The organism is Pseudorhodobacter sp. MZDSW-24AT, from assembly GCF_002794355.1.
Lineage (GTDB): Bacteria > Pseudomonadota > Alphaproteobacteria > Rhodobacterales > Rhodobacteraceae > Pseudotabrizicola.
In genome coordinates this window covers 102,294-126,744 of sequence record NZ_PGOI01000003.1, presented here as the reverse complement: position 1 = coordinate 126,744, position 24,451 = coordinate 102,294, and the positions used below count along the sequence as shown (strand labels likewise).

Annotated in this window: 18 protein-coding genes and 1 riboswitch; of the genes, 5 read left to right on the top strand and 13 right to left on the bottom strand. The window is 66.7% G+C overall.

What is annotated here, in order from left to right; all coding sequences use genetic code 11:
• Positions 1-9 precede the first annotated feature (9 nt).
• The 5 genes from CUR21_RS03965 to CUR21_RS03945 all read right to left on the bottom strand — a co-directional run bounded on the left by CUR21_RS03965 (position 10) and on the right by CUR21_RS03945 (position 7,172).
• Entirely contained in the window at positions 10-711 is a 702-nt protein-coding gene (locus CUR21_RS03965; RefSeq protein WP_100195723.1) for a cell wall hydrolase, read from the bottom strand.
• Positions 712-926: 215 nt separating this feature from the next.
• Positions 927-3,476 carry a putative PEP-binding protein gene (locus CUR21_RS03960; RefSeq protein WP_232622678.1) on the bottom strand — a complete coding sequence of 850 codons (2,550 nt, stop codon included), beginning with the start codon at positions 3,474-3,476 and terminating at the stop codon, positions 927-929.
• A gap of 162 nt (positions 3,477-3,638) precedes the next feature.
• A complete protein-coding gene (gene glyS, locus CUR21_RS03955; protein ID WP_100195722.1) occupies positions 3,639-5,729 on the bottom strand; it encodes a glycine--tRNA ligase subunit beta in 2,091 nt (696 codons plus the stop codon).
• 4 nt (positions 5,730-5,733) lie between these two features.
• Positions 5,734-6,207: a DUF6446 family protein gene (locus CUR21_RS03950; protein ID WP_100195721.1), complete on the bottom strand. Its 474-nt coding sequence runs from the start codon at positions 6,205-6,207 to the stop codon at positions 5,734-5,736.
• Positions 6,204-7,172, bottom strand: a complete 969-nt coding sequence (locus CUR21_RS03945) for a glycine--tRNA ligase subunit alpha (RefSeq protein ID WP_100195892.1) — start codon at positions 7,170-7,172, stop codon at positions 6,204-6,206. The genes CUR21_RS03950 and CUR21_RS03945 overlap by 4 nt, the downstream gene beginning before the upstream one ends.
• 196 nt (positions 7,173-7,368) lie before the next feature.
• Between CUR21_RS03945 and CUR21_RS03940 the strand changes: the two genes are divergently transcribed.
• Complete coding sequence (locus CUR21_RS03940) at positions 7,369-9,255, top strand: serine protease (protein ID WP_100195720.1); 1,887 nt, start codon at positions 7,369-7,371, stop codon at positions 9,253-9,255.
• A 145-nt stretch (positions 9,256-9,400) separates the two neighbouring features.
• Here CUR21_RS03940 and CUR21_RS03935 read toward each other — a convergent pair whose 3' ends face one another.
• From CUR21_RS03935 to ftsY, 7 genes are all read right to left on the bottom strand, one after another.
• Positions 9,401-10,849 carry a TrkH family potassium uptake protein gene (locus tag CUR21_RS03935; RefSeq protein ID WP_100195719.1) on the bottom strand — a complete coding sequence of 483 codons (1,449 nt, stop codon included), beginning with the start codon at positions 10,847-10,849 and terminating at the stop codon, positions 9,401-9,403.
• 51 nt (positions 10,850-10,900) lie between these two features.
• The gene (locus CUR21_RS03930; RefSeq protein WP_100195718.1) at positions 10,901-12,349 is read right to left on the bottom strand and encodes a TrkH family potassium uptake protein; all 1,449 of its coding nucleotides are present in this window, start codon (positions 12,347-12,349) and stop codon (positions 10,901-10,903) included.
• A 76-nt stretch (positions 12,350-12,425) separates the two neighbouring features.
• Complete coding sequence (gene folE2 / locus CUR21_RS03925) at positions 12,426-13,514, bottom strand: GTP cyclohydrolase FolE2 (RefSeq protein ID WP_100195717.1); 1,089 nt, start codon at positions 13,512-13,514, stop codon at positions 12,426-12,428.
• 192 nt (positions 13,515-13,706) lie between these two features.
• A complete protein-coding gene (metZ, locus tag CUR21_RS03920) occupies positions 13,707-14,888 on the bottom strand; it encodes an O-succinylhomoserine sulfhydrylase (RefSeq protein WP_100195716.1) in 1,182 nt (393 codons plus the stop codon).
• Between the two features lie 49 nt (positions 14,889-14,937).
• A riboswitch (SAM riboswitch) is annotated at positions 14,938-15,014 on the bottom strand.
• A 162-nt stretch (positions 15,015-15,176) separates the two neighbouring features.
• Entirely contained in the window at positions 15,177-15,794 is a 618-nt protein-coding gene (locus CUR21_RS03915; RefSeq protein WP_100195715.1) for an inner membrane-spanning protein YciB, read from the bottom strand.
• A 22-nt stretch (positions 15,795-15,816) separates the two neighbouring features.
• Positions 15,817-16,722, bottom strand: coding sequence for an EamA family transporter (locus CUR21_RS03910; protein ID WP_100195714.1), 906 nt, complete (start codon positions 16,720-16,722; stop codon positions 15,817-15,819).
• Between the two features lie 77 nt (positions 16,723-16,799).
• Positions 16,800-17,918: a signal recognition particle-docking protein FtsY gene (gene ftsY / locus CUR21_RS03905; protein ID WP_100195713.1), complete on the bottom strand. Its 1,119-nt coding sequence runs from the start codon at positions 17,916-17,918 to the stop codon at positions 16,800-16,802.
• 152 nt (positions 17,919-18,070) lie between these two features.
• On the opposite strand from ftsY, the gene CUR21_RS03900 reads away from it, so the two are divergent.
• Positions 18,071-19,129, top strand: a complete 1,059-nt coding sequence (locus tag CUR21_RS03900) for an alkane 1-monooxygenase (RefSeq protein WP_232622677.1) — start codon at positions 18,071-18,073, stop codon at positions 19,127-19,129.
• Between the two features lie 70 nt (positions 19,130-19,199).
• The gene (locus tag CUR21_RS03895) at positions 19,200-19,637 is read left to right on the top strand and encodes a hypothetical protein (RefSeq protein WP_369802503.1); all 438 of its coding nucleotides are present in this window, start codon (positions 19,200-19,202) and stop codon (positions 19,635-19,637) included.
• Between the two features lie 212 nt (positions 19,638-19,849).
• On the opposite strand, the gene xseA is transcribed toward CUR21_RS03895, so the two are convergent.
• Positions 19,850-21,412: an exodeoxyribonuclease VII large subunit gene (gene xseA / locus CUR21_RS03890; protein WP_100195712.1), complete on the bottom strand. Its 1,563-nt coding sequence runs from the start codon at positions 21,410-21,412 to the stop codon at positions 19,850-19,852.
• Between the two features lie 65 nt (positions 21,413-21,477).
• Between xseA and purD the strand changes: the two genes are divergently transcribed.
• Together purD and CUR21_RS03880 are read left to right on the top strand one after the other, a co-directional pair.
• Positions 21,478-22,740, top strand: coding sequence for a phosphoribosylamine--glycine ligase (gene purD, locus CUR21_RS03885; RefSeq protein ID WP_100195711.1), 1,263 nt, complete (start codon positions 21,478-21,480; stop codon positions 22,738-22,740).
• A 278-nt stretch (positions 22,741-23,018) separates the two neighbouring features.
• The gene (locus CUR21_RS03880; protein WP_100195710.1) at positions 23,019-24,275 is read left to right on the top strand and encodes an aspartate kinase; all 1,257 of its coding nucleotides are present in this window, start codon (positions 23,019-23,021) and stop codon (positions 24,273-24,275) included.
• The last annotated feature ends 176 nt before the right edge of the window (positions 24,276-24,451 follow it).

The window sequence follows — 24,451 nt, the reverse complement described above, 5'->3', positions numbered from 1 at the left end:
AGCACAGGCTCAGGGCTGGCGGTAAAAGAGATGCGCGCCAATGGCGGCGGTGCGCGGGAATTGCCGCGCCCAGTTCGGGTTCACCGCCCTTGTGTGAAAATGGGTCGCCCCGGCGGTCAGCCCGCGCGGCGCGCCATTCATCATGATCGCCGCGATCCGCCCGGCCTTGTCGGCAGCCTGACGGTCACGCATCACATCGCTATAGCCGTCGCAGACATAGCTGAACTGGCAGCCATTGCGGCCGCCCTGTTTCACCACGCCGCAAACCGAATTGGGATATTCCCGGCTGTCGACGCGGTTCAAGATCACCTCGGCCACCGCGAATTGCCCGCGCAGGCTTTCGCCGCGCGATTCAAAATACAGCGCCTGTTGCAGGCATTGCCATTGCGCATCGCCCTTGGGGGCGGGTTGCGCGGCAAGGAAACTGTCTTCATAGCGGATCAGCACCGGCACCGCCGGCTGGGCCTCCGCCTTGGCCCCAGCTTCGGCCTTTGGCTGCTCCTTGGGCGCAGGGCCCATGGCCAGCGCGGCCAGCCGCGACTCTGGCACTGCCTTGACCGTGGCATGTTCTGCCCCCATCAAAGACACCATCTGTTCAGCCAAACCCAGATCCGGGCTGTTGGACTGGCTCACCGTCACATCGGCGAAGGCCGCTCCACCCGTGGCCAGAGCTGCACAGGCAGCCGTGGCCAAGATTTGTCGCAAGCGCATTGTCTTCTGTTCCGTTCTGTTGCCTCGCGTCGCCCGTCCCGCCTTCACGGAAATGTGCGACAGCCGCGGTTCATACGGCACAGCCCCGGCCAGAGTCCACGCATGTTGCAAAAAGATCACGCTTTTGCGGCGCCGATCGGCGGATCTCCGCGCAAAACTTGAAGTTGTTTCTGAGGAAATCCGCGCAGCCACATGATATTGTGCGGTTTTTCGCGTTAACTACTACGGTCCCGCAAAGCCAGATGCGCCGCCGCAAGCCGCGCCAGAGGCACCCGATAGGGCGAGCAAGAGACATAATCGAATCCCGCCTTGCGGCAAAAGGCGATTGATTCGGGGTTCCCGCCATGTTCGCCGCAAATGGAAACGGTCAGATCTGCGCGCGTCTTGCGCCCGCGCTCGGCCCCGATCAGCAAAAGCTCCCCCACCCCGTCCACGTCCAGAATGTGGAACGGATCTTCGGGAAAGACGCCCTGCTGCACATAGGTGTTCATGAAACGTCCGGCATCGTCCCGGCTCAGACCATAGGTCATCTGCGTGAGGTCATTGGTGCCAAAAGACAGAAAGGCCGCGTGCTGGGCGATTTCTCCGGCGCGCAGGGCGGCGCGCGGGGTTTCCACCATCACCCCCAGCTTATAGGCAAAATCCTGTCCGGCCTTGACCCGCACCGCCGCCGCCACCGCATCCACGCGGGTCTTGACCAATTCGACCTCGCGCCGGGCGCTGACCAGCGGGATCATGATTTCGGGCACCACCGCAGCACCGCGCCGCGCGACCTCGACCGTGGCCTCGAAAATCGCCTGTGCCTGCATGTCGTAGATTTCCGGCAGCACCACACCCAGACGCACGCCGCGCATGCCCAGCATCGGGTTGAACTCGGTCAGCGCCTCGGCCCGGCGGGTGACTTCCGACAAGGGCTTGTCCAGCGCCTCGGCCAATTCGCGCAGGCCTTCGCGGCTATGGGGCAGGAATTCGTGCAAGGGCGGATCGAACAGCCGGATGCAGACCGGCAATCCGGCCATGATTTCAAACAGCTGCACGAAATCCGCGCGCTGCATCGGCAACAGCCGCGCCAAAGCCGCCGCGCGGTCTTGCGAGGTGTCGGCAAAGATCATCTCGCGCATGGCGACAAGGCGGTTTTCTTCAAAGAACATATGCTCGGTCCGGCACAGCCCGATGCCTTGCGCGGCGAACTGGCGCGCGGTGGCGGCATCGGCGGGCGTGTCGGCATTGGCGCGCACCCCGATGTCGCGGAATTCATCCGCCCAGCCCAGCAGCGTCTGGAAATGGCTGTCCAGCGCCGGGGCCAGCATGTCCACCGCCCCCGCCAGCACCTGCCCCGTGGTGCCATCCACCGTGATCACATCGCCTTCGCCAAAGCTGCGGCCTTCGGTGTGGATGCGCTTGTTGCGGGCGTCGAGCCGCAGATCGGCGCCCACCACGCAGGGCAACCCCAAGCCCCGCGCGATCACCGCCGCATGGCTGGTGACGCCGCCGCGTTCGGTCAGCACCCCGGCCGAGGAATGCATGCCCCGGATATCCTCGGGCGCGGTTTCGCGGCGCACCAGAATGCAGGCCTCGCCGCGCGCGGCACTGGCCTGCGCGGCATGGCTGGAAAACACGATGCGCCCCACCGCCGCGCCGGGGCTGGCGGCGATGCCGCGCGCGATCAGGTCGCGCTGGCCGCGCGGGTCCACCTGCGGGTGCAAGAGTTCCGAAAGCGCGCGCGGCTCCACCCGCAGCACCGCCTCTTCGCGCGGGATCACCCCGTCGGTTGCCAGCGCCACCGCCACCCGCAAGGCCGCCCGGGCCGAGCGCTGCACCTTGACGGCGTCGATCACCGCCAGACGCCCGTCCTCGATGGTGAATTCGATCTGCATCTCTTCGCGCAGCCGCGCCCGGCAGGCCGCGCCGTGCCGGATCAGCTCGTCCAGCAGATCGGGCGCGATGTCTTGCAGCGAAGGCCCGCGCGCATCGCGGGTCAGGAACATGGCCTGCGGCGCCTTGAGCACATCGCGCCCTTGGCCTTGCCCCAGATAACGCCCGGTGATCTGCCGCTCTCCGGTGACGGGATCGACGAATTGCACCACGCCCGAGCCAGAGAGCCCCTGCCCCAGCCCTTGGGCCATCGCCTGCACCACCAGCCCCAAAGGCGCATCCACCGGCGCGCCCTTGGCCTGCCGCAAAAGCCGGGCGGTGGTGCCTTCCCATGCGCGCGCCATCGAGCGCAGCACCTCGGCCAATTGCCGGGCCGGGTCTTGCGGGAAGTCTTCTTCCATCTCGGTGGCATAGACGCGCAAGGCTGCCGTCACCGCTTCGGGGGAAGGCGCGGTGGCCGCGAACATATCGGGATCAAGCCGCGCCACATGGGTGGCATAGGCCTGCACGAAGCGCAGGTAAATGGCATCCGCCGCCTGCTGGCCGTGGCGCTGCGCCAATTCCTTGTGGCGTTCTGCGTTCAGCCCGATGTTGAGCACGGTGGCAGGCCCGCCCCAATCGGGGTTTTCCGGGCTGGGCCGCACCGAGATCAGCGGCGCGGGGCCGAATTCCGCCAGAATCGCCGCGCAATCCACCGGGGTTCCGGCGGCAATGGCGCGCACCGTGCGCGCGGGCAGCGCCACCGTCAGCGGCACCGGCAGATCCAGCCGCACCAGCCGCTGCAGGCATTTGGCACGCCAGCCATGCGCCACCCGGTCGATGCGGGCGGTGGGCGTGACAGCGGTGAAGCCGATCAGCGGATCGGCAAGGGCGGCCTCGGGTTTCTGCACTGCGGCAATCCTTCTTCTGCGCCGACACTACACCGATTCGGGGGGCAGACAAGCGCCGCATATGGGCGGGGTTGCGCCTTGGGCCGATGTGGCAAGGGGGGGCTCGCCCCCCCTCGTCGCTGACGCTCCTCACCCCCGGAGGATATTTGGAAACAGATGAGCTTAGCCGTCGAGTTTGCCCAAGTCGGCCACCGAGAGGCAGATGGCGCGGATGCGGTGCAGAAGGTTCAGCCGGTTGCGGCGCAGGATAGGATTGTCGCTGTTGATCTGCGTCGCGGTGAAGAAGGCGTCAATCGGCGCGCGCAAACCGGCCATGGCCTGCATGGCGGCGGCGAAATCCTCGCGCGCCATGGCGGGGGCGATGGCGGCCTCGGCCTGATCGAGCGCGGTGAAGAGCGCGCGTTCCTCGTCGGTTTCGGCGAATTTCGGATCGGCACCGAAGGAATATTCGACGCCGTCCTTGGCCTCGGCCTGCGCAAGGATGTTGCTGGCGCGCTTGCTGCCCGCGACGAGGTTGGCGCCGTCTTCGGTCTGCAAGGTGGCTTGCAGCGCCTGCGCGCGCTTGACCAGCAGCGTCAGGTCGTCATTGCCGGGCATGGCGAGGCAGGCGTCGATCACGTCATGGCGGATGCCTTGGTCCTTGAGGAAGACCTTCAGGCGGTCGTGGAAGAAGGCGAGGAGGTCAGAGGTTTTTGCGTCCTCGCCATCGGTTCCGAAGTGAGACAGCCTCTCGGCCATGGCCGTGCCGAACAGCGTCGAAAGGCCCAGCCGCACCTCATTGCCCAAGACCAACCGGATCACCCCCAGCGCCGCGCGGCGCAGGGCGAAGGGGTCTTTGCTGCCTGTGGGTTTTTCGTCGATGGCCCAGAAGCCGGTCAGCGTGTCGATCTTGTCGGCCAGCGCCACCGCGACCGAGACAGGCTCGGTGGGCACCGCATCGGAAGGCCCCAGCGGCGCGTAATGGTCGCGGGCGGCATGGGCCACCGCCTCCGGCTCCCCTGCCGCTTGCGCGTAATACAGGCCCATCAGGCCTTGGAGTTCGGGGAATTCACCGACCATGGCCGAGCGCAGGTCGAGCTTCGCGAGGCGCGCCGCGCGTTCGGCCAGATCAGGATCGGCGCCAACCATTGGCGCGATCTCACGCGCGAGCGCCGCGATGCGGGCGATGCGGTCGGCTTGCGAGCCGAGCTTGTTGTGGAAAGTGACCGACTTCAGCCCCTCGGCCCAGTCGGCCATGCCGAATTTGGCCACCCGCAGATCGTTTTCCCAAAAGAAGCGCGCATCCGACAGGCGGGCCGCCAGCACCTTTTGATTGCCTTTCAGGATGGTTTCCCCGTGATCCGCCGTCACCGTATTGGCCACGGTGACAAAGCCTTCGATGCGGCCGGTTTTCGGGTTCTTCACCGAGAAGAACTTCTGATGTTCCTTCATGCTGGTTTGCAGCACCTCGGGCGGGAGGTGAAGGAAATCCGCGCCGATGCGGCCCATCAGCGGCACCGGCCATTCCACCAGCCCCGCCACCTCTGCCAGAAGCCCGCGGTCTTCGACCAGTTCCATCCCGGCGGCAAAGGCGAGCGTCTGCGCCTCGGCCCAGATGGTGTCTTCACGCTCGGCACTGTCGAGGATGACATGGGCGCGCTTGAGCTTGGCCGCGTAATCCTCGAAATTGTTTACGGAAAATGCGCCCGGCGACAGGAAGCGGTGGCCGCGAGTGCTGTTGCCCGAGACGATGCCATCGACGCTGAGCGGCACCACCTCGGCGCCGCCTTCGTCCGACAGAAGGCACAGGATGCTGTGAAGCGGGCGCACCCAGCGCAAGCTGCCCGCGCCCCAGCGCATGGATTTCGGCCAAGGGAAGGTGCGGATGGTGGTTTCGAGCACGTCGGCGATGATCAAAGGCGCGGCGCGGCCCGGTTTCTCGATCACCGCGAAATAGACCTCGCCCTTCTTGTCGGCGCGCTTTTCGAGCTGATCGAGCGAAAGCCCGGTCGAGCGCAAAAAGCCTTCGACCGCTTGGGCCGGGGCCGAGGTGCTGGGGCCCTTGCGTTCCTCGCGCACCGCGCGGCTTTCGGCCGAGAGGCCTTCGATCGCCAGCGTCAGGCGGCGCGGGGTGGAAAAGGCGGCGGCATGGGCATAGGTCAGCCCCGCCTCGACCAGACCATCGGTCACCAGCTTTTGCAGGTCGGCGCGGGCGCGGGCCTGCATCCGGGCGGGGATTTCCTCGGAAAACAGCTCGATCAGCAGATCAGACATCGGATCAATCCTTGGCGGCGGGGTTCAACTGATGCCAGGCAAAGGCCCGGCCATCGGGAAAGACGGCGACCACGCGGTCGACATCGGTGGCGACATCCGCCTGCGACAGAAAGGCCAGCGCCTCGCCGCGCTCCAGCGCGGTGCCGATGGCGACGGCATCAAAGCAATCGAACCAGCCCGGCGCCACCAAAGGCTCGGCCCCGGCATAGGAGACATAGGTTTCCGACAGCATCGCCTGCGTGAGCGGCGTGGTGAAACAGGCGCGGAAGCGCAAGGGGCTGCTGTCGGCGTCGATCCCGGTGACATCCTCGGCCAGAATGGGCTCGGGCTGGCCGGATTCGATGGTGGTCAGGGTGATTTCCTGCCCCGGAGTGAAGGAAACCGGTTCATAAAAGGCGTAGACCTGCAAATACCAGATCGCCACGCCCGCCACTGCTGCTGAAATCACGATTGCCCCCGCTGCGATCCTGCCGTTCATGCCGCGCCCTCGGACGCATCCGCCCCGGCCTCGGTCTGGCGGAAGGCATCGGCGCATTTCTTGGCCAGCGCGCGCACGCGCCCGATATAGGCCTGCCGCTCGGTGACCGAGATCACGCCGCGCGCGTCCAGCAGGTTGAACAGATGGCTGGCCTTGATGCATTGGTCATAGGCGGGATGCGCCATGATGATGCGCTTGCCCGAACTGGGGTCTTGCGGATCAAAGCCCAGCAGACGGTCGCATTCCGCCTCGGCCTCGGCGAAGTTGCGCAACAGCTTGTCGGTGTCGGCCCCGTCAAAGTTGTGGCGGCTGTATTCTTCCTCGGTCTGGCGGAAGATATCGCCGTAGGTGAGCGCGATGGGCGCGTCAGGGTCGTTGAAAGGCATGGTCATCACATGGTCGATGCCCAGCACATACATGGCCAGACGCTCCAGCCCATAGGTCAGCTCGCCCGAGACGGGGCGGCAGTCATGGCCGCCGACCTGTTGGAAATAGGTGAACTGGCTGACTTCCATACCGTCGCACCAGACCTCCCAGCCCAGGCCCCAGGCGCCCAGCGTGGGGGATTCCCAGTCATCCTCGACAAAGCGGATGTCATGCAAGGCGGGGTCCAGCCCGATGGCGCGCAAGGAGCCAAGGTAAAGCTCTTGCAGATCAGGGGGCGAGGGTTTGATGATGACCTGATACTGGTAGTAATGCTGCAGGCGGTTGGGGTTTTCGCCATAGCGCCCGTCGGTCGGGCGGCGCGAGGGTTGCACATAGGCGGCGGCCCAAGGCTTGGTGCCAAGGCTGCGCAGCGTGGTGGCCGGGTGGAAGGTGCCCGCCCCCACCTCCATGTCATAGGGCTGCAAGACGGCGCAGCCCTTGGACGCCCAATAGGACTGCAAACGCAGGATGATCTCTTGAAAGGACCGTGGCGCGGTGATCGCCTCCGGTTCCGCGCGCGCTGGCTGCCTGTCTGACATGGTGTTGCCCCCTTTTGCCACGCAAAACCCTTGAAATGCCCGGCTGTCATAGGCAAGAGGCTCGGCAGGGTCAATGCGCCGCCGCAGGGCGGGCGGCGCCGGGACTGCACGGCGGGAAACGGCGGGGCGCCTTGCAGGCGCGCCACGGCACAAGATGCGCTGCGAAAGTGGCGATGGGTCAGGCGGAAGGAACAGGATGCGGCGCGCGGTCTTTGGGCTTTGGATGATGGCGGTGATGCTTTGGGCCGGGGGGGCCGTGGCACAAACGCAAGCCTGGGTGCAGGTCGAGGCGCAGCCGACGCTGGCCGAGGCCGAGGCGCGGGCGCGCGCCTATGCCGCGGCCTTTGCCGATGTGCAAGGCTATCGTCTGGGTTCGCGCTGGTATGGCATCGCCTTGGGCCCCTACAGCCCCGAGGAGGCCGCCGCCAAGCTGGCCGAATTGCGCCGCGAGAACCTGATCCCGCGCGACAGCTATATCACCGATGGCACCAATTTCCGCGAAGCCTTCTGGCCCGCCGGGACGCCAGAGCCGCTGTCTCCCGAGGCGGTGTTCCCCGACGCGGGGTTCCCAGAGACGGTGTTCCCAGAGACGGTGCCGCCGCTGGCCGATGTCACCCCGCTGGCCCCCGATGCGCCGGTGGAGGTGACCCCGCTGGCGCCCGAGGCGATGGCCGAACCCGCGCCCGGGGCGGAAGGGGCCGCAGCCCCTCAGGCGGAAGCTGCGCCGCCTGCCGAGATCCCCGCCGAAATCCCTGACGAAACCGTGGCCGAAGCCCGCCGCAGCGAGGCCGAGCTGCCCCGTGCCGCGCGCGAAGATGTGCAGCGCGCCTTGCAATGGCAAGGCTTTTACAGCGCCGCCATCGACGGCGCCTTTGGCTCGGGCACCCGCAGCGCCATGGCCGCTTATCAAGGCGCGATGGGGCTAGAGCCGACCGGCGTGCTGACCAGCCGCCAACGCGCCGCGCTGATCGCCGATTGGCAGGCCGAGATCGCGGCCTATGGCTTTGAAACCGTGACCGAAGCTGAAGCGGGCATCGAGATCACCCTGCCCTTGGGCTTGGTGCAGTTTGACCATTACGAGCCGCCCTTCGTGCATTTCGCCGCAAAAGAGGCGGACGGCATGCGGATCATCCTGATCTCGCAGCCCGGTGACAAGGATGTGCTGTATGGGCTGTATGACATCCTGCAAAACCTGAGCATCATCCCGCCCACGGGCGAGCGCGGCTTGGGCGAGCGGTCCTTCGAGATCACCGGACAATCAGAAACCCAATACGCCCATGCCTTCGCCGAAACCCGTGCAGGCCTTGTGAAGGGCTATCTGCTGGTCTGGTCGCCCGCGCAGGCCGAACAGGCGGGCCGCGTGTTGGGGCTGATGCAATCCAGCTTCCGCCCCGTCGGCAACCGGGCGCTGGACCCCGGCATGGTGCCGATGACCGAGGCCGCGCGCCGTGGCCTGCTTGCAGGTCTTGATCTGCGCCGCCCGCGCCTGACCGCATCGGGCTTTTATGTGGATGCCACCGGCCATGTGCTGACCACCGCCGAGGCCGTGGCCGCCTGCGGGCGCATCACGCTGGATCAGGTGACCGAGGCCGAGCTGCGCTTTGCCGATGCCGCGAAAGGCGTGGCGCTTCTGGCGCCGAAAACCCCGCTGGCCCCGCCTGCCTTCGCCGGGTTCCAGCCCGAGACCGACCGGATCGGGTCGGAGGTGGCGGTGGCGGGCTATGCCTATGGCGACGCGCTGCCCGCGCCGGTGATCACCTTTGGCATGCTGGACGCCGTGCAAGGGCTGAACGGCGAGCCGGGGATCAAGCGGCTGGGCATCACCACCCTGCCCGGCGATGCCGGCGGCCCGGTGCTGGACGGCACCGGGGCGGTGCTGGGGATGGTGCTGCCGCGCGCCGCCGACCCGGCCCGGGTGCTGCCGCAAGGGGTGGAATTCGCCGCAGCCGCAGCCGAGCTGCGGGCGCTGCTGGAAGCGCAAGGCCTGACCCCCGGCCTCGCCCTCCCCGGCGGCGCGCTGGCCCCGGAAGACCTGAGCCGCAAGGCGCTGGGGATGACGGTGCTGGTGAGCTGCTGGGAGTAACGCCCCAAGGCGCGCCTTTTGCCAGCGGTGACGGGGGGCCAGCCCCCCGTCGCGTGCCGCGACTCCCCCCGGGATATTTGGGAACAGATGAGCGGGAAGACAGGGGAAAGGCTGCGCAGTGAAGGGCTGAGCGGGGTGGGCGCGTCTAGTCTTGCCAGAAGCGGCGCATGAACAGGACGTAGACGGAGAGCAATTCCAGTCGCCCCACCAGCATGCCCGCCATCATCATCCATTTGGCGGCCTCGGGGAAATCGGGCACCGCGCCGGTCGGGGCGACCTCGCGGCCGAAGACGGGCCCGACATTGGCGATGCTGGTCCAGGCGGCGGTGACGCTGGTGCGGAATTCCAGCCCGGTGAGCGACAGACCCACCGCCAGCACCCCGAAGGTGAGGATGAAGAGGGTGAAGAAGACGATCACCGAATCCAGCACATCGCGCCCGACGCTGCGCCCGTCATAGCGCAGCGGGTTGACCGAAGACGGGTTGTGCAGCCGTTTGATCTGCACCTTGATCGCCTCGAACAGGATCAGATAGCGGAAAACCTTCACCGAACAGCCGGTGGAAGAGGTGCAGCCGCCGATCAGCCCGACGATGATCAGGATGACAAAGGGGAACGGCCCCCAGCCCGACAGATCGACCGAGGAAAAGCCGGTGCCCGAGAAGGTGGAGACGATGTTGAAGGCGGATTCGCGCAAGGCGACCCCGAAGGCCATGTCATGCGTGATCACCTCATAAAGCAGCACCAGCAGGATCGCATAAAGGTTCCAGCGCAGATAGGCGCGCACCTGCGGGTCGCGCCAGAGCGGCGCGAACAGGCCTTGTGCCATCTGCACGAAGCGGATGAAAGGCAGGCTGCCCAGCAGCATGAAGACCACCGCCGCATATTCGAGCGGTCCCTGAAACATCCCGAAGGACGCGTCATAACTGCTCATCCCGCCGGTGGAGACGGTGGTGAGCGCATGCATCACCGCGTCAAACCCGCTCATCCCCAAGGCGAAATAGGTGATGGCGCAGGCGACCGTGAGCCAGAGGTAGATCTGGATCAGCGCCGAAGAGATGTCGAGCGCGCGCGGCAGCACCTTGCCCAGCGTGTCAAAGCCTTCGGAGCGGAAGAACTGCATCCCCCCCACCTTCATCACCGGCAGGAACAGCAAGGCCACGATGACGATCCCAAGCCCGCCCAGCCATTGCAGGATGCCGCGCCACAGGTTGGCGCCCATCGGCAGCGCATCCAGCCCCACGATCACCGTGGTGCCGGTGGTGGTCATGCCCGAGACCGATTCGAACAGCGCATCGGTGAAGGACAGGCCGGGCGCGCCCAGCATCAAGGGCAGCGCGCCAAAGGCAGGCAGCGCCACCCAGACGCCGGTGGTCAGAAGAAAGATCTGCTGCAGGCTCATCGACCCGCCCGCGCCATTGGCCGAGGCCAGCGCCGTGCCGCCCCCCGCCACCACGCACAGGATCGCCGCCTGCAAAAAAGCGCGCCAGTTGGGGTCGCCCGCCGCATGGTCCAGCGCCAGCGGGAACAGCATGAACACCCCCATGGCGGTCACCAATAGGCCGATCACATAGGTCACGGGGCGCAGGTCGATCATGCGCCCGAGCCTTGGCGAAGCCTGCCGCTCAAGTCAATCAGCCCGCGCGCTTTAGCGGCGCCAGAAGGACGGCAAAGCCACAACCAGCACCGCCAGCAATCCCAGCCGCCCCAAAAGCATGGTCAGCGTCATCAGCCATTTGGCGGCATCGGGGAAATCGCGAAAGGTGCCGGTGTCGCCCAGCATCGGCCCATAGCCATAGCCGATATTGCCCAAGGCCATCCAGATCCCGAACAGGGCCGAGATCATGTCGACCTCCACCAGCGACATGGCCACCGTCAGCACGCCAAGGATCAGGATATAGCCGGTGACATAGAGCATCAGCGCATTGATCACCTCATCCTCGACCCGGCGCCCCGCATAGCGCACGGGCGCGACGCGATCGGGCGCGTGGATGCGGGCGATCTGCGCCTGCACCGCCGCCCAGGCCACCTGCACCCGGAACACCGACAGCGCCCCCGAGGAGGAGCCCGAACAGCCGCCGATCAGCCCCACGATCAGCGCCACCGCCATGGAATAGCCGCCCCATCCCACGAAAGAGCCGCTGAAAAATCCGGTGCCGGTGATGATCGACACCAGATTGAACAGGGATTCGCGAAACGCAGGCTCGGCCCCCATCTCTGATGTGGCCAGTCGCCACAGCGTCACGCTGCCCACGGCATAGGCCGTCCAGCGCAGCAAGGCCCAGACCTGCGCATCCCACAGCACCGCCCCGCGCTGCCCCACCGCCATCCCCGCGTAAAGGATATAGGGAAAGCTGCCCAGCAGCATGAACAGCGCCCCCGCATATTCCGCCGCCCCCGGATATTTCCCAAAGGACGCATCCGAAGGCGAAAATCCCCCGGTGGCGATGGTGGCCGCGCCGTTGACCACCGCATCCAACCCTGACATGCCCAAGGCCCGATAGGTCAGGATGCAGGCCAGCGTCAGCCCGGCATAGACCGCCAGCAAGGCAAGCGCGATGTCGGTGGCGCGCGGCAGCGCCTTGCCCAGCGTGTCAAAGCCTTCGGTCCGGAAAAACTGCATCCCGCCCACGCGCATCACCGGCAAAAAGATCATCGCAACAAAGGCGATCCCCAGCCCGCCGATCCAGTTCAGCAGCCCGCGCCAAAGGTTCATGCCATCGGGCAAGCGGTCCAGCCCCACGATCACCGTGGCCCCGGTGGTGGTCAGTCCCGAGACCGCCTCGAAATAGGCATCTGTAAAGCCAAGTCCGGGCGCCCCCAGCACGAAGGGCAGGCAGGCGAACAGCGGCAAGCCCGTCCAGACCATCACCGTCAGCAGATAGGCCTGCCGCCGGTCCAGCCGCGTCAGATTGGCATTGGCGGTGGCGATCCGCAGGCCAAGCCCGATGCCGCCCGTGATCAGCGCGGATTCCAGAAAATCGCGGGCATTCGAAGAGCCTGAGCGAAAATCAATCAAGGCCGGTGCCAGCATCATGCAGGCCAGAAAGATCAGCAGCGCACCGATCACATAAACAAGGGGCCGGACGTCGACCATGGTATCGGCGCTTCTACGCCTGCGCTCCACAGGCGTCAATCCGGGCCATGACGGCCCGGATCACGGCAAACCACGCTCAGCCGATGTGGAACAGCGACTGGAACAGGCGCGGGTCAAGGCTGTCTTGCGCGAAGGTCGGTCCTTCGGTCAGCAGGCTCACCGCATCATGGCTGTGCAGGCTTTCCTGATGGCTGGCCAGCACCCGGAAATCGCCGATCCGCGGGTCGCGCTTCAACACCGCGCAGAACAGCCGCGCGGCATCTTCCACAAAGATCGGATTGGCGGCGTTCAGCTCGGCAAAGGCCTGTTCGTCTTCGCGCTTCACCATCACCTGCGTCTCGGTGACCACCCCGGCACGGGCGATCTCGACCAGATCTTCCACCGTCAGCGCAGCGTCCAGCACCTCGACCGACAGCCGCGCGACCGAACGCTGCGAATGCGGCGTGGCCAACTGGCCGCGCGTGTTGCGCGCATGTTCCGAAAGCTCAAGGCTGCACGGGCAGGTGCTGGAATAAACGTAATCCAGATGCACGATTTTCTTGCGCAGCCCGGCGGTTTCCACCAGCTCGAAGGCCACCTCGTAATATTGCCAGCCCGCAAGGCCCGAGCGCAGCGACGGCACCTGCATCGGATAGGAAAAGCGCATCTGGATGCGGGCATCAAAGCTGCCCAGATCGGCCTTGTAATCGTCAAGCGCGGCCTCGATCACCGAAAAGCCAAAGGTGCGTTCCGCATGGGCATAGAAAGACCGCATGATGCGGCTCATGTTGATGCCCTTCTTTTCGGCCTCAAGGCTGACGGTGCCGGTGACGCTGGTTTCCAGCATCACAGGCGCGGCGTCGCGGGTCTGATAGCGGATCGGCAGGCGGAAATTGGAAATCCCCACATGCTGAATGCGCTGCCGCTCGCCCCGGATCAGGCTGGATGGCCCGTTCTGCAAATCGGGCAGGCTGTCCTTATAGGCCGGGGTCACCGCGAAATTCTGCGGATAGGCGCGGCTCAGCGCCGGTGCGAACTGCCCCGGCAGCAGATAGCCCACCCCCGGCTCCAGCGTGGCAATCTCGTCATCCGATGAATGGCGCGCCCATTTCTGCAACAGCGCCAGCGCGGCCTCCGCCTCGTCACGGCTCGGCTTGCGGTCGATCTCGGGGGTGTGAATGTTCATGGGCTGGGTCCTTCCGGTTCGGGCCGGGCCGCTGCCCATGCCGTCAATGTCAACAGGTATACGCAAAGCGTCCGCGATCGGATCAGTGGGCGGGCGCCGGGCAAGAAGAATTTCTGGCCCCTGCCCGCCGCCCCATGGAATATAAGCACCGCTTGGCAGCACACAAGCCAGCAAGCGGCGTCCGCACCGCCTTCAGGCCTGCGCCAGCGCAGCGCGGAGATCCGCGATCAGATCGCCCGCATCTTCCAGCCCCACCGACAGCCGGATCAGCCCCGGCGTGATGCCAAGCGCGTCTTTCTGGTCTTGCGGCAAGCGCTGATGGGTGGTGGTGGCGGGATGCGTCGCAATGGTCTTGGCATCGCCCAGATTGTTGGAAATCTTGGCAATCTCCAAAGCGTTCAGGAAGCGGAACGCCGCCTCCTTGCCCGCCGCGATGTCAAAGGTCACCAAGGTGCCGCCCGAGCCCATTTGCGCCACGGCCAGATCATGCTGCGGATGACTGGCCAGCCCAGGATAGATCACCCGGCCCAGCTTTTCATGCCCCTCCAGCGCCTGCGCGATCTTCAGCGCCGCTTCCGCCATCGCCCGGCAGCGCAGATCCAGCGTCGCCATGCCGTTCAGATGCATCCAGGCGGTGAAGGGCGACATGCTGCCGCCCGTGTGCTTCATGTAAGGCTCCAGCACCTTGCGGATGAACGCGGTGGTGCCACAAACCACACCGCCCAGCGCGCGCCCCTGCCCGTCGATGTGCTTGGTGGTGGAATAGACGATGACATCGGCGCCTTGGTCCACCGCGCGCGAGAAAATCGGGGTGGCAAACACATTGTCCACGACCACCAAAGCCCCCACCGCATGGGCGATCTCGGCCACGGCGGCAATGTCCACCAATTCCAGCGTCGGGTTCGACATCGATTCAAAGAACACCGCCTTGGTGCCCGGCGTGACGGCGGCGCGCCATTGGTCCAGATCGGCCCCGTCCACAAAGGTCACCTTCACGCCATAGCGCGTCAGCACCTCTTCCAGGATGTAAAGGCATGATCCGAACAAGGCCCGGCTCGACACCACATGATCGCCCGCCCGCAGCATCGAGGTCAGCGCCCCCGACACCGCCGCCATGCCGCTGGCGGTGGCAAAGGCATCCTCGGTGCCTTCCAGCGCCGCGATGCGCTCTTCGAACATGCGGGTGGTCGGGTTGCCATAGCGGGCATAGATGAACTCATCCGCCCCCGCCTGCACAAAGCGCTGCTCCGCCGCCTCGGCGGTCGGATAGACAAAGCCTTGCGTCAGAAAGATCGCCTCGGCCATCTCGCCATATTGGCTGCGCCGCGTGCCCTCATGCACCAGTTTCGTGCGCGTGTTCCAAGTCTCAGACATGCCGTCACCTTTCGGCAAAAAGAAAACCCCGAAACCGGCAAAGGTTTCGGGGCCCACCCCCAAGACCTTTTAGCGGAATGTTTAACGTGGCCCGCAATCCGGTAACAAAGCACCACGCCCCGCGCATACGCTTTTGCCGCCGCAGGGTCAACGCCCTTGCGCCCACCCTGCCCGCCAAGATCCGCGCCGCAAGGCCCGCGCGCCCGCTGCCGCTTGCACCTTTCTGAAATACTCCCGCGCGGAGCGCTCCCGCAGCCCGCCACCGGCGCGCCCTTGCAAGATGTCTCCCTAGTCCTTGCGCTTGCCCGTCTCCTCGGGCTCGATCAGAAAGCGCTGCAAGGCATAGATCTGCGCCCAAAGAAACAGCATCAGCGCCAGAGGCATCCCGAAGGTCTCGAGCTTCACCCAAGTCTCGGTCGACATCGTGCGCCAGATGATCTCATTGGCCACCGCCAGCGCCACGAACATCAGGCACAACCGCCGCGTCAGGATCATCCAGCCTTCGCGCCGCATCGGCAGCGCCTCGGCCAGCACATATTCCAGCCAGCTTTGCCCGCGCAACAGCCCGATCCCCAAAAGCGCCGCAAGGCAGGCATAGACGATGCTCGTCTTCATCTTGAAAAAGCGCTCGTCGTTGAACCAGGCGGTCAGCCCGCCGAAGAAGATCACCATGAAGGCGGTGAACACCTGCATCCGGCTGATCTTGCGCGTCAGCGCCCAAAGAATGCCCATCGCGAGCAGCAGGATCGGGATGAACACCAGCGCCGCCACGATGAAGCCCGAATACTCGGTGCCGCGAAACGTGAAGGTGTCGTCCTTGATCCGCAGATAGATCAGGAAGAAAGCCACCGTCGGCCCCAGTTCCAGCACCTGCTTCACCACGCCGTTGATCTTGCGCTCTGCCATTGTCCGTTTGTCCTTCTGCCGCCTATCCAGCCTGCACCATGATCGCGCCGCCCGCCACTGCCGCCATCAACAGCGCGCGGACAAGCCCCACCTTTTCGCCCAAGACCGCCCAGCCGATCACGGCGGCGAAAACGGTCGAGGTTTCGCGCAAGGCCGCGACCTCGCCCACCTTGCCCAGACGCGTGGCCAGCATCACACCGCCAAAGCTGACAAAGGCCACCAAGGCGCCAAGGATGCCGCGCATGACCAAAGGCCCCGCCGGCGGCAAGGGCGCGCCGATCCCGCGCCACTGGCGGTAGGCCACCAGCAGCGGAAAGTCGATGGCGGTGATCAGGAAAAACCACGCAAGGAAGGTGAAAGGGTCGGGCGTCAGCCGGATGCCCCAGGCGTCATAGGTGGTGTAGACCGCCACCAGCAGCCCCCCGGCAAAGGCCCAGGCCAGACCCGCGCGCAAGGCCGCCCGCGCCACCACCCCGCCGCGCAGGTTCAGCGCCGCCAGTGCCAGAATCGCCCCCGACAGGATCGCCACGCCCAGCCATTGCAGCGCGCCATATCCTTCGCCCAGAAAAAGCGCGGCAAAGGCCAGCGTCGCCAGCGGCCCGGTGCCGCGCACCACCGGATAGACCACGGTAAAGGCCGCGCGCTCATAGGCCAGCGCCATGGTCAGCTTGTAGGCGAAATGGATGCCCAAGGCGCCCAAGAGCACCAGCCACTCAAAGCCCTGCGGCCAGGGCACGAGGAACAGCGCCACGGGAGCCGCGAAGATCGCGATCCACAGATCGATCGAGCCGCGCGTGACCCAAGGATCATGCCGCCCCTTTTGCAGCGCGCCGAACACCGCATGGGCAAAGGCCGAGGTGAGCGCAAGCATCAGTGCCAGCCGCAGCCCTTCGGGCGTGCCTTCCAGTGAGATGAGCCAATCGGTCATGAAGAACGTCGTCCTTGCTGGACCCCCGGGGGCTTTGCCCCCGGACCCCCAGGATATTTATGAACAGATGAACGAGGTCAGGCGTCGAGCCCGACCAGCGCGCGGGCGAAATCCTCGGGGTCGAACGGGGCAAGGTCGTCGATCTGTTCGCCCACACCGATGGCATGGATCGGCAGGCCGAACTTGTCCGCGAGGCTGACCAGCACGCCGCCCTTGGCGGTGCCGTCGAGCTTGGTCATCACGAGGCCCGAGACATCGGCGATCTTGCGGAAAATCTCGACCTGCGCCACGGCGTTCTGGCCGGTGGTGGCATCCAGCACCAGAAGCGTGTTGTGCGGCGCGCTGGGGTCGATCTTGCGCAAGGTGCGCACGATCTTGGCCAGTTCCTCCATCAGATCGGCGCGGTTTTGCAGGCGGCCTGCGGTGTCGATCATCAAGAGGTCGGCGCCTTCGGCCCGCGCCTTGGTGAAGGCGTCGAAGGCAAGGCTGGCGGGATCGGCCCCTTCGGGCGCGGTGAGCACCGGCACCCCGGCGCGCTGGCCCCAGACCTGCAGCTGTTCCACCGCCGCCGCGCGGAAGGTATCGCCTGCCGCGATCACCACTGATTTGCCGGCGGCCTTGAACTGGCTGGCCAGCTTGCCGATCGTCGTGGTCTTGCCCGAGCCATTGACCCCCACCACCAGCACCACCTGTGGCCGGTTGGGATAGAGCGGCAAGGGCCGCGCCACCGGGGTCATGATGCGCGTCACCTCATCGGCAAGGGCGCGGCGCAGTTCAGAGGCCGAGATGCGTTTTCCGTAGCGCCCTTCGGCGATATTGGCGCTGACCCGAAGCGCGGTGTCGACGCCCATATCCGCCTGAATCAGCACGTCTTCCAGGCTTTCCAGCATGGCATCGTCCAGCTCGCGCCGGGGGGCATCGGCTTCGGCGGGACCGAACAGACGGCCCAAGAGGCCCGGCTTGCCCGCCTCGGCCGGCGCGGGGGCGGTCTGCGGCGGGGCTGCGGTGTTTGTTGGCGGCTTTGCCGCGGTGTTTGCATTCTGCGGCTTTGCCGCGGGCGGGGTCTGCGTCGCGGGCGCCAGCCCCCCCTCATTCGCGGGTTCGGGCGGCGCATCGGCGACCAGCGCGTCGAGGCCTTCGCCGATCTTGTCCGACGAGCGGAACATCTTGTCGCGCAGCTTCTTGAAGAATGACATCGGGGCCCCGGTCTGATGGCGGACGTTTCCTTCACCTAAGCGCAAAATCCGGCTGAGGGAAGGCGGTGCGGACATTTCCCGCCCGGAAAGCGGCGGCTGGGCAAGTCGCGCCTTGCCCTGGAAAGGCCCCGAATCCCTGATAAGCTGCCCGCATGATGCCTGCTGCCTTGCCCATGACGGTCTTTGCCCTTGCCACGCTGTCGCCGGTGGCGCTCCTCCTTATGGGCCTGTGGGCGGGGGGCGTTTGGCTCTGGGCGGCGGTGTTTTACACCGGGGGTCTGGTGGTGCTGCTGGATCAGCTGCTGCCGTCGCTGGGCGGCACTGCCCGCGAGGACGCCGAGTTTCCCGGTGCCGATGCCCTTCTGGTGGCGGTGGCCCTGTCGGTGCTGGGGCTGATGCCGCTGACGGTGCTGGGCGTCGTGTCCGGGTCTCTGAGCCTTGGCGAAAAGCTCCTTCTTGTGCTCGCCACCGGGGCCTTTCTGGGTCAGGTCGGGCACCCGGCGGCCCATGAGCTCATCCACCGCCCCGGCCGCGGGCTCTATCGGCTGGGGGTGCTGACCTATGGTGTCTTGCTTTTGGGCCACCACGCCTCGGCCCATCGGCTGGTGCATCATGTGGCGGTGGCGACGCCAGACGATCCTTACACGGCACGGGCGGGCGAAGGCTTCTGGCGCTTTGCCGCGCGGGCCTCGGTCGGCGGGTTCCGGGCCGGCAAAGCGGCGGAAGACATCCGACGCGCGCGGGCGCCGGGGCGCGAGGGGGTGCATCCCTATGCATGGTATCTGGGGATTGCCGCGGCCAGCCTTGCTCTGGCCGGGCTGATCGGCGGCGGGCTGGGGCTCTTGGTCTGGCTCGGGCTTGCGGCCCATGCGCAGATGCAGCAGCTGCTGGGCGATTATGTGCAGCATTACGGGCTGCTGCGCGCGCGCCTGCCCGATGGCCGCTTCGAGCCGGTGGGGGCGCGCCATGCGTGGAACGCGCCGCATTGGCTGTCTTCGGCGCTGATGCTGAACGCGCCGCGGCATTCCGACCACCACACCCATCCCGGGCGCGCCTACCCTGCGCTGCGCCTGGCGCCAGAGGCGCCCCTGCTGCCTTGGCCGCTGCCGCTGGCCTGCACGCTGGCGCTGGTTCCGCGGCTCTGGCACCGCCGCATGCGCCCGCATCTGCAACGCTGGCAAAGCGCAGCCGGGCAAGATCCCGCTCAGTGACGCGCAGGGCCACTGGCGCGAACCCGCCCGCCATGCGACGCTTCGCGCATTCGTGATCGGAGATCGCCGCATGCGCCCCCCCGCCCGTTCCCCCACCCGTTCTTTTGCCCGCACGCTCGCCTTCAGCCTGATGCTGCTCCCTCTGCCCCTCGCCGCGGCCGAGCCGCCGGTGCCCCTGACCGGTGCCGAGTTTGAAGCCTATACCACCGGCAAGACCCTTACCTTCAGCCAGTTCGGCCAGGTGTACGGGGCCGAGCAATACTTGCCCGGCCGCAAGGTCCGCTGGGCCTTCAAGGGCGACGTTTGCCGCGATGGCACCTGGTATGAAGAGGCCGGGAAGATCTGCTTCACCTATACCTACAACCCGACCCCGCAATGCTGGTCCTTCTGGCGGCAGGACGGGCGGCTCACTGGCCTTTTCAGCGGCGACGGCGCAGGCGCGGAACTGTCGGAAGTCGCACAATCCCCTGACCCTCTGGCTTGCGCCGGGCCGGATGTGGGCGTCTGAACGGCCTTGCACCGCAGCACCCGGCGGGGCGGGCAGGACGCCTCCGGCGGGAGTATTTCAGAAAGGTGCAAATCAGCGCGGCGCTCTCATGTTTGCACCTTTCTGAAATACTCCCCGCGGAGCGTCCGACAGGGCAACCGGGTGCGCCAGTGGCAAGGAACGCTCTGCGGCTTGCCACGCTTGACTGGCTTGCGCTCGCAGCTGCGCGCCGGTCAAAACAGCGAGCCTTGCTCGGGCGGCTTGCCCCCGCCTTTGCGCGCGGCGGGGCGGGCGCCGAGCGTCAGGCGGCCATCCTGAAACTCCACCTCCAGCACATGCGCCGTTTCGGCGGCGGCGCGGGTGGTGACCACGGCCCCATCGGCGCGGACGACCGCATAGCCGCGCTGCAAGGTCTGATCGTAGCCCAGCGTCAGGCGGGTGCGGTCCAAAGCCTCGAGGCGCCGGGCCAGATCGCGCAGTCTTTGCGCGGGTGCGGCATCCAGCCGGGCGGAGGCGCTGTCGAGCAGGCGGCGCTGCTCGGTGATCTTGCCCCCCGCCTGCGCGATCAGCCGCGCCAGCGAAGGCGCAAGGCGTGAGGCCCATTTGTCGAGCTGCCCGTGCCAGAGGTCGCGCCGGCGCGACAGCCGGGCCTCCAGCGCCTCGGCCCGCCGCGCCACCGCCTCGCGCCGCCGCGCGATCAGCCCTTGCAGCGCCAGGGGTGACAGCCGCCCGGCCTGTCGTTCATAGCTGCCACGCTTGCGGCTGACCGCGAGCGACAGCGCCCCCGACAGCCGCCCCGTCGCGGCATCCAGCCGCTGTGCCGGCCCCGCGAGCAGGGTGTCCGGCCGGGGCAGCGCGCGCGCCACATCGCGCAGCCTTTGGCCGCGCTGCGCCACCCCTTGCGCCAGCGCCCGGCTGAGCCGCGCGCCCAAGGCATCGACCGCGGCCATCAGTTCCAGCCGCACCGGCACCGCCATCTCGGCCGCCGCCGTGGGCGTGGGCGCGCGGCGGTCGGACGCAAAGTCGATCAGCGTGGTGTCCGTCTCATGCCCCACCGCCGAGATCAGCGGAATGCGCGACTCGGCTGCCGCGCGCACCACGATTTCCTCGTTGAAGCCCCACAGATCCTCAAGACTGCCGCCGCCACGCGCCACGATCAGCACATCCGGGCGCGGCACCGGCCCGCCGGGGGCAATGGCATTGAAGCCACGGATCGCCGCCGCCACCTCGGCCGCGCAGGCCTGCCCTTGCACCGCCACCGGCCAGATCAGCACCCGGCGCGGAAAGCGGTCGCGCAAGCGGTGCAGGATGTCGCGGATCACCGCGCCCGAAGGCGAGGTCACCACGCCGATCACCGCGGGCAGATAGGGCAAGGGCCGCTTGCGCGCGGCATCGAACAGCCCCTCGGCCTGCAAGGCCGCCCGGCGCTTTTCCAGCATCGCCATCAAGGCGCCCGCGCCCGCTGGCGCCACATCCTCGACGATCAGCTGATATTTCGACTGGCCGGGAAAGGTGGTCATCCGCCCGGTGGCGATCACCTCCATCCCTTCCTCGGGGCGCACCTGCATCCGCGCCACCTGCCCTTTCCACGAAATCGCCGCGATCACCGCGCGGTCATCCTTGAGGTCGAAATACAGATGACCCGAGGCCGGGCGCGACACCCGCCCCACCTCGCCGCGCACGCGGACAAGGCCGAATTCGCCTTCGATCACCCGTTTGACCGCCCCCGACAGTTCGGAAACGCTGTATTCGGGGCTGTTGCCGACCGGGGCCGGGGCGTCTTCAAACAGGTCCATGGCGCTTGCCTCCCTTGCGGGCTGACCTTATGACGCCTGCAACCGAAGGCCAAGGGGGCGCACCCATGAACATCCTCATTCTCGGCTCGGGCGGGCGCGAACATGCGCTGGCGTGGGCGGTCAAGCAGAACCCCAAGACCGACCGGCTGATCGTGGCGCCCGGCAATGCGGGCATCGCACAGCTGGCCGACTGCGCCGAGATCGACATTCTGGACGGCGCCGCCGTGGTCGCCTTCTGCGCCGAGAATGCGATCGACTTCGTCATCATCGGCCCCGAGGCGCCCTTGGCCGCCGGTGTCGCCGATGCCACCCGCGCAGCCGGACTCCTGACCTTCGGGCCGAGCGCCGCCGCCGCCCGGCTCGAGGCCTCCAAGGCCTTCACCAAAGAGCTTTGCGATGCCTGCGGCGCCCCCACCGCCGCCTATGCCCGCTTTGCCGATGCCGCCGCCGCCCGCGCCTATGTCAAGGCGCAAGGCGCGCCCATCGTGGTCAAGGCCGACGGGCTTGCGGCGGGCAAAGGCGTGATCGTGGCGATGACGCTGGACGAGGCACTGGCCGCCATCGACGACATGTTCGGCGGCGAATTCGGCGAGGCCGGGGCCGAGGTGGTGATCGAAGAGTTCATGACCGGCGAAGAAGCCAGCTTCTTCGTGCTCACCGATGGCGTCAACGCCCTGCCGATCGGCACCGCGCAAGACCACAAGCGGGTGGGGGCGGGCGACACCGGCCCCAACACCGGTGGCATGGGCGCCTATTCCCCCGCTCCGGTGCTGACCCCCGCCTTGCAAGATCAGGCGATGGCACAGATCATCCGCCCCAGCATCGCCGAAATGGCGCGGCGCGGCACCCCCTATCAGGGCGTGCTCTACGCCGGGCTGATGATCGAGAACGGCCAATGCCGGCTGGTGGAATACAACGCCCGCTTTGGCGATCCGGAAACGCAGGTGCTGATGATGCGGCTGGGAGGGCAGGCGCTCGATCTGCTGCTCGCCTGCGCCGAAGGCCGGCTCGACAGCGCCCGCGTGCACTGGGCCGAAGATCACGCGCTGACCGTGGTGATGGCCGCGCAAGGCTATCCGGGCGCCTATGCCAAGGGCAGCGTGATCCACGGGCTGGAGGCCTTGCCCGAAACCAGTGCGGACATGGTCTTTCACGCCGGAACCCGCGCGCAGGACGGGCAGATCCTCTCGAACGGCGGCCGTGTCCTCAACGCCACCGCCCGCGGCGCCACGCTGGCCGAGGCTCAGGCCCGCGCCTATGCGCTGGTCGATGCCATCGATTGGCCCGAAGGGTTCTGCCGCCGCGACATCGGGTGGCGGGCGCTTTAACCTGCCAAAGCCGCACCCGGCCACACCTGCGGGAGCCTCCGGCGGGGATATTTAGGAACAGATGAACGCCAAGGGCGTGCTTCTTTCTGTTCATCTGTTTCCAAATATCCTCGGGGGGAGCGGGACACCGTCCCGCCGGGGGGCAGACAGCCCCCCGTGCACCGCCGGCCACAGGCGCAGCCATGGGGCGGTTGTGCATGCCATCGGGGCTTGCGCCGCCCCCCGCCCCCGCATATGACACGCCCGATTGTTTTGGTGGCCGTGGGGAGGATGCATCCATGCCGCTTCTGGTGATGAAATTCGGCGGCACCTCGGTGGCCGACCTCGCGCGGATCGAGAATGCCGCGAAAAAGGTGCAGGCCGAGGTGGCCCGTGGCTATGACGTGATCGTCATCGTCAGCGCCATGTCGGGCGAAACCAACCGGCTGGTCGGCTATGTCGAAGGCACGTCCAAGCTGTATGATGCGCGCGAATATGATGCCGTGGTCGCCAGCGGCGAGAATGTCACCGCCGGGCTGATGGCGCTGCGCTTGCAGGAAATGGGCATCCCCGCGCGCAGCTGGCAGGGCTGGCAGGTGCCGATCAACACCACCTCGGCGCATGGTTCGGCCCGCTTCATCGACATTCCGCGCGCCAATATCGATGCGAAATTCGCCGAAGGCTTCAAGGTTGCCGTGGTGGCGGGCTTTCAGGGCCTCTCAGCCGAAGGCCGCGTCACCACCTTGGGCCGGGGCGGCTCCGACACCACCGCCGTCGCCTTTGCCGCCGCCTTCGGCGCCGAACGCTGCGACATCTACACCGATGTCGACGGCGTCTACACCACCGACCCGCGGATCTCGTCCAAGGCGCGCAAGCTCGACAAGATCGCCTTCGAGGAAATGCTGGAACTCGCCTCCCTCGGCGCCAAGGTCCTGCAAACCCGCTCGGTCGAGCTGGCAATGCGTTACAAGGTGCGGCTGCGTGTCCTGTCCTCCTTCGAGGATACGGATGAAAACTCTGGAACCCTGGTCTGCGACGAGGATGAAATCATGGAATCGAAAGTCGTCTCTGGTGTGGCCTACAGCCGCGACGAAGCGAAAATGACACTTGTCACCGTCGAGGACCGCCCCGGCGTGGCCAGCGCCATCTTCGGCCCTCTGGCCGATGCGGGCGTGAATGTGGACATGATCGTCCAGAACATCTCTGAAAAGAACTACGGCAACCACAGCGGCGCCGTCACCGACATGACCTTTTCGGTGCCGACCAATCAGGTCGCGCGCGCGCAAAAGGCGATGGAAGATGCCCGCGCCGCCGGGCTCATCAATTATGACGAGCTGATCGCCGACACCGATGTGGCCAAGGTCTCGGTCGTGGGCATCGGCATGCGCAGCCAGGTGGGCGTCGCCGCCCGCATGTTCAAGGCGCTGGCCGCCGAGAACATCAACATCAAGGTCATCGCCACCTCCGAGATCAAGATCTCGGTGCTGATCGACCGCCGTTACATGGAACTCGCGGTGCAGGCGCTGCACGACAGCTTCGAGCTGGACAAGGCCTGAGGCAGGCCCCAGACCGGCCAAAGCCCGAGATCCCCGCCGGAAAGCCGCCGCTTTCCGGCGGTTCGTCTTTCCGCGCCCCCGGTGTCTGCCGCCTTTTCAGGCAAAAGCCGCCCAACTGTGCCGTGATGCCGCGGCGCGGCGACTTTCCCCCCTCCCCTTTCAGCAGGGCCTCGCCT